The sequence below is a fragment of the Marinobacter sp. genome (assembly GCF_041686475.1).
GTDB lineage: Bacteria > Pseudomonadota > Gammaproteobacteria > Pseudomonadales > Oleiphilaceae > Marinobacter.
Genome location: NZ_JAWLDU010000043.1, coordinates 1 through 10,827, shown reverse-complemented (window position 1 = coordinate 10,827; position 10,827 = coordinate 1). Strand labels below are relative to the sequence as shown.

The window sequence follows — 10,827 nt, the reverse complement described above, 5'->3', positions numbered from 1 at the left end:
GGGATCGCGATGGGGTCATCGACATCAATCTCCCCGTCAGTGGTGATCTGGAGAATCCGGAATTCAGTGTTGGCCAGGTCGTTATGAATGCCTTCGTCAACCTGGTTGCCAAAGCCGCCACATCACCCTTCAGTATGCTAGGTTCGATAGCGGATATCGCAGGCCTGTCGGGAGAAGACCTGGGCCGAATCAGCTTCGAGCCAGGCCGCGTTGAGCTGGTCGAGGGCGAGAAGGTCAAACTGGAGGCCCTGGGCAAGGCGCTGAATGATCGACCCTCACTGGCGCTGAACATCCGTGGTGCAGTTGCACCGGAGGCCGACAGCAAGGGGCTGAGGCAGCAGCGACTGTTCAAGCAACTGGGCATCGCTGAAACAACGCCGGTTTCCGAGCGTGTTGCGCGCCTGGAAGAGGCCTACGCCAGTTCGGATAACGTCGCCACAACGGAAGCTTTCCGGGCCGACGTTGCCGAAGAGGATGGGGGAGATGGAGAGATCAGTGAATCAGAATGGGAGAAGGCATTGATAGAGCGGTTGATTACGGATATCGATCTGCCCCCTGAGGCGCTGGGTAATCTGGCGGCGGCGAGGGGGAACTGGCTACGTCAACAGATGCGCGACAACTACGAGGTGCCGGCTGGCCAGATCTTCCTGCTGGACCCCATGCGTGATGCCAGTGCCAACGAGGATGGCAACGTCACCATCAGTTTTGAACTGGACGCCCGCTGAGCAGTCTCAGCGCTCACTCAGTGCAGGAGGCAGCTGGCGCCCGTGACGTTCCACCATCGTCTGTCGTCAGGCCCGCGAAGCCATAGTTATAACCGGAAATGGCCACAAGGGCGCGGCCGGCAATGTTATCGAAAAAACTCTGGTCCCTGCCGGCCTTTCTCAGGGCCACGTAAACTTCCTCGTCTTTCAGGACCGGCGCCGTGGCAGTAACAGGAAGAGATTCCCAGCCCCAGCTCAGGCTTTCGAAAAAGATGACGTCGTATAACCCGGCTTCAAAATCCAGATGCCTGCAAATCCCATGGCCACTGGCAGGCACAGAGACAGGAGGGCGGCTTTAAACGGGCACCTGAGGCTCAAGGTTACGATTCCACGCTGGTGAAAATGAACGATGATTCAGGCTAACATCGTTGATTCATTGCCGGTAGAAGTCAATTATAAACTCATGCAAAACGGGAAACCCTATGAGCCGCACTCTCAGCCATTTTTTTGCCTATGTATCCCGGCTCCGGTGGATCAAGCGCTGGGGGCTGATGCGGAATGCCATCGAAGAAAACGTTGCCACCCATTCCTGGGAGGTTGCGACACTGGCGCATGCCCTGGCCATTATTCGCAACAGACACTTTGGCGGGCAGGTCAATGTTGACCGGATCGCGGCGGCAGCGCTCTACCACGATGCCACAGAGGTTATTACCGGGGATATGCCTACCCCGGTCAAATATCACTCCAGTGTGATGCGGGAAGCCTTCGGGGATATAGAGCACAAGGCGGAAGCAGAGTTACTGGCCCTGCTGCCGAATGACCTCCGCGATGAATTCGATCCCTATATCCGTGAGTCCCGCTGGGCGCCGGAAGAAAAAGAACTGATCAAGGCAGCAGACCGACTGTCAGCATTACTGAAATGCCAGGCGGAAATGCAGGCGGGTAACAAGGAATTCGAACCGGCAGCGGGCCACATCCTCAAAAAGCTGGAGGACGATGCCTTGCCGGAAGTCATGTACTTTCTGGAAGTATTTGCGCCTGGGTACCAGCGGCCGCTCGACAACCTTCTGGGATAGGGCTGGCGGCGGCCATCAGTGCGGGGTCCGTTCGCTCTAGCTGTTTCCCGCCGAAGCCACCATGCCACCGCGCAAGCCATCCTGCTTCACGCCCTGGCGCACAATATCTTCAGGGCTGCCGGCGAGTTCGCGGAACATTCCCATGGAGCCGAGCAGTGCCGAGGATTCGTAAGGCACGAATACCCGCTCGCCCTCCTTGGCCATGTTTGGCAACACCTTGATGTAACTCTGGCCCAGCAGATAACCGATAACCGTCTGCTTGTTGTCCTCGGTATCTCCGATGGCGCTCAGCACCAGGCGGATGGATTCCTGCTCACCCTGGGCGCGCAGGATGGCCGACTCCTTGTCACCCTCGGCATTGAGAATGGCGGACTCCCGCTGGCCCTGTGCCATGGCGATGGCGGCTGATTTCTCGCCTTCTGCTTCGGTTACGGTGGCCCGGCGCTTACGCTCGGCAGCCATCTGCAGGCGCATGGCCTCTTCCACTTCTTCCGGCATGCTGATGTCCTGAACCTCAACCCGGGTCAGTTTCACACCCCATTTGGAAGCAGCTTCCTCCATCTCCGCCTGGATGGCGTTGTTCACCTCGCTGCGGGATTCGAACAGTTTATCCAGCTCCATCTTGCCCACCACCGAACGCAGTGTGGTTTTTGCCAGTACTTCCACGGCCTGGCTCATATTGGCCACTTCATAGACCGCACGGCGGGGGTCGATAATCTGGTAGTAAAGCGCACCATTGATGTTCACGGTGACGTTGTCGGTGGTGACAACCGGCTGGCCGGGAAAGTCCATCACGGTTTCGCGGCGGTCGATTCGGGTTTCAAAGCTGCTGCTGGGGTGGTATTCGTCACCCATGCGAACATAACGGGTCATGATGATGGCGCGTGGGCGTTCGATGAACGGGATGATGATGTTCACACCGCTTTCCAGTACCCGGTTGAATGAGCCCAGCCGTTCGATAACCATTACTTCGGACTGGCGCACAATAACCAGGCCCTTGGCGATGATGAAAATGCCAATGACTACGAGAATGAGGCTGATGACCAGCCCGGGGGAAAGAACTGATTCCATGTCTACTGCTCCTTGTGTGTGATCGTGTGAACAACGGCGGTGGTGCCGTCAAAGCGTTCGAAAATGACTTCGGTGCCTTCAGGCAGCTCGGTCATGCCGGTATCGCTGGTGCGCAGACGATAGAAATCGCCGTTGACCTTGATACCGCTGGCATCGTCGAAATCCCGTTTCAGTGTTCGGTAACGTTTTCCGTGTTCTACGCCTGTGCCGGTTGTTCCGTAGGCAACCCCTTTGGGGGAAAACCGTGGCCTGATCCAGCGAATCGCAACTGGCACCAGAATGCCTGAAAACACGCCCATACCGACCAGTTGCCATTCAAACGGCGCACCCAGAAACGTCAGTATTGCCGTCAACGCCGCGGCAACACCCAGTGCCAGCAGCACCAGAACACCGGATGTCAGCTCCGCAAGGCTCAGCACGAGGGCAAGAATCAGCCAGAAATGCGTAAGACTCCATTCCATACAGAAACATCCGTTAGTGACAGATAAATGATGGGAGCGCGTAATTGTACCCTGTCAGCGATGCACGGGTCACCGATAGTGGCTCTATTGCCCCACGGGGGTGCGCATTATTGCCGTATCTCCCGACCCAACAACTGTTAGAGTAAGCAACACATCGAATAACAAGAGGTCATTGATGATGAAGGATCTGAACAACAGGGTAGCTGTGGTAACCGGCGCGGGTTCCGGTATCGGCCGTGCACTGGCCGTGGCACTGGCCTCGAAGGGCTGTCGTCTGGCGCTATCGGACGTTAACGAGGCGGGTCTTGCTGAAACCGCGACTGCGTGCAGTAATGCCGAGGTCAGAACCTATTGCCTCGATGTGGCCGACCGGGATGCTATCTATGCCCACGCGGACCAGGTTGTGGACGATTTCGGACAGGTCAACCTGGCGGTCAACAATGCCGGTGTAGCCCTGTCGGCCAGTGTCCGTGAAATGACCGACGAGGACTTCAAATGGATCATGGATATCGACTTCTGGGGCGTGGCCCACGGTACCCGCGCGTTTCTGCCACATCTGATTGCCTCCGGAGATGGCCATGTGGTGAACATATCCAGTGTCTTCGGGCTGATCGGAGTGCCGAAACAGAGCGCCTATAATGCCGCCAAATTCGCGGTTCGCGGCTTCACCGAGTCACTGCGCCAGGAAATGAAGCTGGAGCAGCAGCCGGTAGCTGTGAGTTGTGTGCACCCCGGCGGCATCCGCACCAATATTGCCAATTCCGCACGCATGGGCAAGTCCGAAAACGCCGATGCCCAGCGCAAGGGCTTCGACAAGATTGCCATGACAACGGCCGAGAAAGCAGCCGACACCATTGTAAAAGGCATTCTCAGCAATGAGTCCCGCATTCTTGTTGGTCCGGATGCCTGGGGTATTGATGTCCTGAACCGGGTGCTTGGCTCTGCCTATCAGCCGCTGGTAGAGCGTTTTTCCCGTAAGAATCTTTATACCTGATCCGCTTTCATCGCAAGCCGTAATTCCCAGGTTGGGGGCAGTCAGGCTTCGGGGATGATTGAAGCCCGGTAGTTGCCCCTGTATATTTTACGTACAGCCCATGAACACGAGCGGGCTGTATTTCAGGGAAAGAGGCAGCATGACAACACCCCAGCACCCGGATCTTGGTGCTTCCTTCGAGCAAAGCCGCTCAGGGCTTCGCGATACCCATCGCCGCTCGTTGATGCGGACACTGTTTCTGGTCACTGGTTCCGCGCTGGTGGCTTTCGGCTGCCTGCAGATTCTCAACGGCTATCTCTGGCTCGCTGCCGGGGAGTTCGTGGCCAGTGTGGTGCTGTTCCTGGGTGTTACTCGCATTAACCGGACACCCCACCTGCAGGCCTGGATCTACAGTTACCTGGTTACCGGGTTTTCGTTCGCCCTGTTGATCATGCTTGTGCCCGATGCTTCCGTTGCTGCCTTTGTCTGGGTGCTGATGATGCCGGTGCTGGCCTATCTCCTGCTCGGCAAGAAAGAGGGCTTCCTGCTCAGTGCGCCGTTCATGCTGGCCGGGTGTGTGACCTACTATTTTCACCTGGAATTCGTCGCCGACGCGCGAAGCATGATCGACCTGCTGAACATGATGCTCTGTGCCGTGCTGATGCTGGGCTTTATACATCTCTACGAAACCCGCCGTGAGGAGGCCGAGCAGAGGTTGTTTACCCTGGCCCAGACCGATGCCCTTACCGGCCTGTCAAACCGGGCCAGCTTCCAGAGCACCCTTGCCCGGACCATTGCCGAATCTGCCCGCAGTGGAACAGGTTTTGCGCTGGTGGTTATGGACATCGACCATTTCAAGGTTGTGAATGACACCATGGGTCACGAGGCCGGTGACCAGGTCTTGCGCGATATCAGCCATCGCCTGACTGAGCGCCTGCGGACCACTGACTCTGTCGGCCGCCTGGGCGGGGAAGAATTTGGCCTGATCCTGCGGGATGTGAAGCCAGAGGATTCTTTTGAACTGATGGACGAATTGCGTCAGCGTATTGCCGACAACGAGCTGAAATACGGAGAAGCCCTGATTCGTGTGACTGCATCATTCGGTATTGCTCATTACCCTGAGGATGGCACCGAAGCTGAAACGCTGTTCCGGGTTGCAGACCACTGTCTATACAGCGGTAAGCGTGCAGGTCGTAACACTGTGGTCAAGGCGGGTGTCGCTGCCATCAGAAGTCCGAGGCGCACGAGCAAGCAGCATGTGTGAACTTCTGGCCATGAGTGCCAACACGCCTACCGATCTCTGTTTCAGTTTCACGGGGCTGACCCGTCGCGGTGGCGAAACCGGTCCCCACAAGGATGGTTGGGGTGTGGCATTTTACGAGGGTAAAGGGGTGCGTGCGTTCCACGAATCCGGGGCCAGTGCCAACTCCAGAATCGCAGAAGTTGTGCAAACGCACCCCATCAAAAGCGAAGTGGCTATCTGCCATATACGGCAGGCCAACGTAGGTTCAGTGTGCCTGGCTAACACCCATCCGTTCATGCGGGAACTCTGGGGGCGCTACTGGACGTTTGCCCACAATGGGCAGCTCACCGGGTTTACTGCCAGCCCCGGGTTTTATGAACCGGTCGGCGGTACCGACAGTGAGGCCCTGTTCTGCGACATCCTCAATCACCTGCGCAGCGAGTGTGACCGCCATGCGCCAGTGGAAGAAGTGGTGGGGGCTCTGGTCCGGTTTTCCAGCGGCTACTCCCGCCGGGGCATTTTCAACCTGCTGCTCAGCAATGGTGACTGGTTGTTTACCTACTGCACCAGCAAATTGGCCAGCATTACCCGCCGCGCGCCCTTCCGCCCCGCGCGCCTCAAGGACGCGGACGTCACCGTAGACTTTGAGGCAGAAACGACCCCCAACGATATCGTAAGCGTGATTGTGACCGAGCCGCTCACATCCGACGAGTACTGGGACATCTACCAGCCCGGCGAGTGGCGGTTGTGGCAGCAGGGCGTCGTTGTCCTCAAAGGTGTTACTGAATCGCCCGCCGGTGCCCATCGGGCTCCCGAAGTTGGGCCTTGAGTCTGGTGCCTCCGTTGCTCGGGCCTCATGGTTTGGAGCGTGGTTGCGGGGTGGGGGTATTTATTTTTTCGAAAAATGAACTCGCTGCTCTCAGACACCATTTTTTGCGAAAAAATAAATACCCCCGCCCCACACCCATTTACCATGGAGAAGGCCGTCTGTTCGATTAGTCACTTGTGTCAGCTTGTAATCGGGGGCTATGCCCTAACTGTCTGGCGGATGGGTGGCTGGATTATTTATCCGCCAGGAAAAAGGTGTCTGAGCGGAGCGAGTTCTTTTTCCCAAGGAAAAATAATCCAGCCACCCAGCCAGCCACCGCAACCAGCAGGCTAGGGCCAACGAATCAGGCCATCACCAAACTAAAAGGAAACCAAATGGAAATCAACCAGGATACCCACAGCAAACTCATCGGCTATCTGCTCTGGATCTTCGGATTCCTCGGGGCACACCGGTTCTACTACGGTAAACCGATTACCGGCACAATCTGGTTCTTCACGCTCGGGCTGCTGTTTATTGGCTGGTTCATCGACCTGTTCCTGATTCCGGCCATGGACCGGGAGGCGGACCTGCGTTTCCGGGAGGGGGCGGTCAGTTATAACATCAGCTGGATCCTGCTTACGTTCATCGGTGTATTTGGTGTCCACCGGATGTATATGGGCAAGTGGATTACAGGCGTTATCTACCTGCTCACGGGTGGTTTGTTCCTGATCGGCGTGCTTTATGATTTCTGGACGCTGAACGAACAGATTTCTATCAGAAATTCAGAAAAGTGACCGATTCCGTTTCCGGCTTTATGACCATCCCGGTAGTGATTCTCCTCGCACTGTGGTCGTCTTTTGGCATTGCTGCACAAGCCTCGTCGCCGACGGTGGTCGGGGCAGAGGCGCGGCAGGATGTATCGCGGTCAGTATCCATTTATCGGAATGATCAGTCCGGCCTCTCGCTCGGCAGGGCGGAAGAACTCTATCGCCAGGGCCATTTCATCCGGCCGGAATCGTCGGAGCAATCCCCTACCAACTTCGGGCTGACAAAAGAACAGGTATGGCTGGCGTTTGAATTCTCGACGCCTGAGCAGATTTCTGATCGTATTTTTCTGGAAGTGGGCCACGCCTCTCTTGATGAGGTCCACTTTTATCTGCTGGAAGATGGCGAACTGGTAACGCATCAGCAGTCTGGCGATCTCCTGCCTTTTACGGAAAGGCCTGTCAGTCACCGTAATCATGTTTTTCCGCTGTCCCTGTCTGCAGATAGCCAATACCAGATTTTCCTGAGTGTTCGCTCTGAAGGCACACTCACGGTTCCGGTCACGCTCTGGCAGGGTGACAGTCTGTGGCGTAGCGATCAGTACACCTACGCTGCGCTGGGACTGTATTACGGCCTGCTGGTGGCACTGCTGATATACAACCTGTTCCTGTTCTTCTCGCTGCGGGATGTGCTGTACCTGACCTATGTGGGTTTTATCGCCTGTCTTGCCATCGGGCAGGCGGGGCTGTCGGGACTGACCGGTCACTTTCTTTGGCCTGATACCCCCTGGCTTGTGCACCTGTCGCCCACTGGTGGCGTAGCGGCAGCGGGTATTTTTGGTGCCCTGTTCGTGCAACGTTTCCTGGCGGGTACCCCGGCACGGCTGAAGCTTGCCTGGTTCATGCCCTGTATCAGTGTTGCCTATGGCCTGACCTTCCTGACGGCTGTCGTTGGTTTCTATGACGTGGCCGCCATAGCCGTAAACCTGTTATCCATGGTCTTTGCGGTAGCTGCATTGATGATGGGTGGGGTGAGTCTCTGGCGCAGGGAGCCGGGTTCACGGTTTTTCGTACTGGCCTGGGTGTCTTTTCTGTTGGGTGTTCTCGTCATCGCTCTGCACAATGTCGGAGTCCTGCCATCGAACGGTTTTACCGCCAATGCACTGATGATTGGCTCCGCCATGGAAATGCTGCTGTTATCGCTGGCTTTGGCCGACCGGACCCGGGAGCTTGAGACCACCAATCGCCAGCTTTGGGAAAATCAGCAGATACTGGAGAAACAGGCTAACCATGATGTTCTGACCGGATTGGCGAACAGAAAACTGCTGCAGGACCGTCTTGCGGGTGCGGGGGCCCGCGCCAGGCGTTCGGGCGCAAGCTTTGCGCTGGTAGTGGTGGACCTGGACAGGTTCAAGGAGATTAACGATACGCTCGGCCATTCCGCCGGAGACGATGTGCTGGTTTCCGTGAGCAACAAGTTAAAAGCGCTACCGAGAAGTTCGGATACTGTGGCGCGAATTGGTGGAGATGAGTTCGTACTCCTGCTTGAGGGCGTACAGAAGGGGCAGGGCCTGAGCCGCCTGATCGCAAACCTCTCCCGCATAGGCGATATGCCGGTCATTCTTGAAAACGGCACCGAAGTCCGTGTCGGCCTGAGCATCGGTGTCGCGGTGTACCCGGAAGATACCAGTGATATCGACCGCTTGTTCTCCCTGGCAGACGCAGATATGTACCGCAACAAACAGCATCAGGAAGCTGAGCCGGAAGGGGCCTAGTGTCGCGCGTGGGACACTAGAGACTGCCCGCCTGTTCCAGCTCTGCCAGGCCCTCTTCCAGGTAATCCAGCATTCGTTGCAGGCTGGGCAGGGTACGGCGGCAGCCGATGAGGCCAAACTCGATCTGGTCGCAATAGCTGGTCAGGGTCATGTTCAGGGCGATCCGGTCCATGGCAATGGACACCGGGTACATCCCTTCAAGCCTCGCGCCGTTCCAGTAGCTGGGCTCCTTCGGCCCCGGCACGTTGGATATCACCACGTTGAAGGTCTGCCACTTCGGCGCCAGCCCGGTTAGCAGGTTGAACCCTGCCGGCGCCAGCAGTAAAGCCGTGTAATTCAGGATTTCCTCCGGCGACATGGCAGCATAGCGCTCTTTCGAAGCTTTCACGTCCTCATGGATGTAACGCAGGCGCTCGGCAGCGTCGTTCAGATGAGTGCCCAGGGATGCCAGGATAATGCCCACCTGGTTGCCACCGGAACTGTCGTCTTTACGGAGGGAGACGGGGACCATGGCGACCAGTGGCTTTTCCGGCAGTGCATCCTGGTTCATCAGATAGGTTCGCAGGGCCGTGGCGCACATGGCCATGACGACGTCGTTGACAGTGGTGTCGTAAGCCTTGCACACGGCCCTGATGCGTTTCAGACAGTAGGACTGGGCCGCAAAGCGGCGGGAACCGGTAATCTTGCCGTTGAGCACACATTGAGGTGCGTGGAAGATGGAGTCGTAGGCCGGGTCCTTTCGTGCCCGGTTGACGGTGCTTAACAGGGCTTTCGAAACTGCCGGCACCGTGCCCAGTTGTCTTCCGGATTCCCCCAGCAGATGGGCAACGTTGCGCCACATGGAGGGGCCGTTGTCTTCGGCGTCTTTGTGGCTGCGAGGCGGCAGGGCCCAGATCGGAGGCATGCTGCGCTGGTCCGGGTCCGTAGAAAGCATGCGCTGGAAAAGACGCATCGCGGAGACGCCGTCCACAAGCGAGTGGTGTATTTTGGTGTAAACCGCGAACTGCCGGTCTTTCAGGCCTTCGATCAGATGGAACTCCCACATCGGGCGCTCGCGATCCATCGGATGGCTGTGTTCCGCAGAAACAAACGCCAGCAGTTCACGAATCCGACCGGGAGTGGGCAGCGCTTCAAAGCGGAAATGATGCTCCAGGTCCAGATGCTCGTCTTCCACCCAGAAGGGCTGCCCGAACCGATTGCTGAGGCGCTGGTCGAACGGAGGTGTGACGATACACCGCTCCCGCAACTGGTCCGCGAGTTGTGCAACATAGTCATCCGGCGCATCTTCAGGGAACGAAAACAGCTGCAGGCCGCCAACATGCATGGGTTGCTGGCGCTTTTCCAGCCACAGAAACACCTGGTCTACGGGGCTCAGTGGTTTCACGGTATGAATCTCGCATTGTTTTGGTTGTTGTTCGGTGGCCAGTGTTGCAGCATTTCAGGTTCGGTGGAAGTACCGGTTGCAGGCTTTGCAGGCCTGAAGCACAGATTATGACAGGTCTGCCCGGAGTTTCCGGACGTAATTTTAATTCAAATTCAGCACACCAGATGCAGCGCGACTGCAGGGCAGGGACAGAGGGGTAATTCAGTGAAACCAATTGTCAGGCGACTGGGAATCCTGGCCGGATTGTGGTGTTCTTCGCTGTCGCAGGCCCTGGCGCAGGATCGCCCTGGTGTTGAACTGGAGACGGTTGAAGAGTCCGTTATCGTCACTGAAGTCAGCCTGAACGGTACCGTCAACGCCCTGCGCACCTCGCGCTTGTCCACGGCGGTAGCCGGGCCCGGCTGAAGGAAGCACAGCGCCGCCAGGTGGTGCTTGACCGTCACCGCATCGAAGCGCCGTTCGATGGCGTGGTGAGCGACCGTGCCAGCGACCTGGGCGAATGGGTGACCCCCGGTGACGAGCTGCTGACTCTGGTGGATATCACCAACCTGCGGCTTGATTTCCGGGT

General features: G+C 57.4%; 12 protein-coding genes and 1 pseudogene. 9 read left to right on the top strand and 4 right to left on the bottom strand.

All coding sequences use genetic code 11. The features are described 5' to 3' along the window. A pseudogene (locus tag ACESMB_RS10825) lies at positions 1–725 on the top strand (hypothetical protein); the annotation flags it as partial. Between the two features lie 13 nt (positions 726–738). Here the strand turns inward: ACESMB_RS10825 and ACESMB_RS10820 are convergent. Beyond that, positions 739–894, bottom strand: coding sequence for a hypothetical protein (locus ACESMB_RS10820; RefSeq protein ID WP_372927093.1), 156 nt, complete (start codon positions 892–894; stop codon positions 739–741). A 292-nt stretch (positions 895–1,186) separates the two neighbouring features. Between ACESMB_RS10820 and yfbR the strand changes: the two genes are divergently transcribed. Further along, positions 1,187–1,780, top strand: a complete 594-nt coding sequence (yfbR, locus tag ACESMB_RS10815) for a 5'-deoxynucleotidase (RefSeq protein WP_372927092.1) — start codon at positions 1,187–1,189, stop codon at positions 1,778–1,780. Between the two features lie 36 nt (positions 1,781–1,816). Here the strand turns inward: yfbR and ACESMB_RS10810 are convergent, their stop codons facing one another. Further along, on the bottom strand, positions 1,817–2,851 hold the full coding sequence (locus ACESMB_RS10810; protein WP_372927091.1) for an SPFH domain-containing protein: 1,035 nt from the start codon (positions 2,849–2,851) through the stop codon (positions 1,817–1,819). Positions 2,852–2,853: 2 nt separating this feature from the next. Beyond that, positions 2,854–3,312, bottom strand: coding sequence for an NfeD family protein (locus tag ACESMB_RS10805; protein WP_372927090.1), 459 nt, complete (start codon positions 3,310–3,312; stop codon positions 2,854–2,856). 178 nt (positions 3,313–3,490) lie between these two features. On the opposite strand from ACESMB_RS10805, the gene ACESMB_RS10800 reads away from it, so the two are divergent. The 5 genes from ACESMB_RS10800 to ACESMB_RS10780 all read left to right on the top strand — a co-directional run bounded on the left by ACESMB_RS10800 (position 3,491) and on the right by ACESMB_RS10780 (position 8,875). After that, positions 3,491–4,306, top strand: a complete 816-nt coding sequence (locus tag ACESMB_RS10800; RefSeq protein ID WP_372927095.1) for an SDR family NAD(P)-dependent oxidoreductase — start codon at positions 3,491–3,493, stop codon at positions 4,304–4,306. 139 nt (positions 4,307–4,445) lie between these two features. Beyond that, entirely contained in the window at positions 4,446–5,549 is a 1,104-nt protein-coding gene (locus ACESMB_RS10795; RefSeq protein ID WP_372927089.1) for a GGDEF domain-containing protein, read from the top strand. Beyond that, positions 5,542–6,357, top strand: a complete 816-nt coding sequence (locus tag ACESMB_RS10790) for a class II glutamine amidotransferase (protein ID WP_372971526.1) — start codon at positions 5,542–5,544, stop codon at positions 6,355–6,357. The genes ACESMB_RS10795 and ACESMB_RS10790 overlap by 8 nt, the downstream gene beginning before the upstream one ends. A gap of 374 nt (positions 6,358–6,731) precedes the next feature. After that, positions 6,732–7,130: an NINE protein gene (locus ACESMB_RS10785; protein WP_372927087.1), complete on the top strand. Its 399-nt coding sequence runs from the start codon at positions 6,732–6,734 to the stop codon at positions 7,128–7,130. Then, positions 7,127–8,875, top strand: a complete 1,749-nt coding sequence (locus tag ACESMB_RS10780; protein WP_372971525.1) for a 7TM diverse intracellular signaling domain-containing protein — start codon at positions 7,127–7,129, stop codon at positions 8,873–8,875. The genes ACESMB_RS10785 and ACESMB_RS10780 overlap by 4 nt, the downstream gene beginning before the upstream one ends. A gap of 16 nt (positions 8,876–8,891) precedes the next feature. On the opposite strand, the gene ACESMB_RS10775 is transcribed toward ACESMB_RS10780, so the two are convergent. Next, positions 8,892–10,259, bottom strand: coding sequence for a WS/DGAT/MGAT family O-acyltransferase (locus tag ACESMB_RS10775; RefSeq protein WP_372971524.1), 1,368 nt, complete (start codon positions 10,257–10,259; stop codon positions 8,892–8,894). A gap of 204 nt (positions 10,260–10,463) precedes the next feature. Between ACESMB_RS10775 and ACESMB_RS10770 the strand changes: the two genes are divergently transcribed. Together ACESMB_RS10770 and ACESMB_RS10765 are read left to right on the top strand one after the other, a co-directional pair. Next, a complete protein-coding gene (locus tag ACESMB_RS10770; RefSeq protein ID WP_372971523.1) occupies positions 10,464–10,664 on the top strand; it encodes a hypothetical protein in 201 nt (66 codons plus the stop codon). Positions 10,665–10,684: 20 nt separating this feature from the next. Continuing rightward, a partial coding sequence (locus ACESMB_RS10765; protein WP_372971531.1) for an HlyD family efflux transporter periplasmic adaptor subunit occupies positions 10,685–10,827 on the top strand: 143 nt, incomplete at its 3' end.

Excerpts from the sequence above, each read along its gene's own strand:
- yfbR (WP_372927092.1), top strand. The coding sequence starts at position 1,187 with ATGAGCCGCACTCTCAGCCATTTTTTTGCCTATGTATCCCGGCTCCGG.
- ACESMB_RS10810 (WP_372927091.1), bottom strand. The coding sequence starts at position 2,851 with ATGGAATCAGTTCTTTCCCCCGGGCTGGTCATCAGCCTCATTCTCGTA.
- ACESMB_RS10805 (WP_372927090.1), bottom strand. The coding sequence starts at position 3,312 with ATGGAATGGAGTCTTACGCATTTCTGGCTGATTCTTGCCCTCGTGCTG.
- ACESMB_RS10800 (WP_372927095.1), top strand. The coding sequence starts at position 3,491 with ATGAAGGATCTGAACAACAGGGTAGCTGTGGTAACCGGCGCGGGTTCC.
- ACESMB_RS10795 (WP_372927089.1), top strand. The coding sequence starts at position 4,446 with ATGACAACACCCCAGCACCCGGATCTTGGTGCTTCCTTCGAGCAAAGC.
- ACESMB_RS10790 (WP_372971526.1), top strand. The coding sequence starts at position 5,542 with ATGTGTGAACTTCTGGCCATGAGTGCCAACACGCCTACCGATCTCTGT.
- ACESMB_RS10785 (WP_372927087.1), top strand. The coding sequence starts at position 6,732 with ATGGAAATCAACCAGGATACCCACAGCAAACTCATCGGCTATCTGCTC.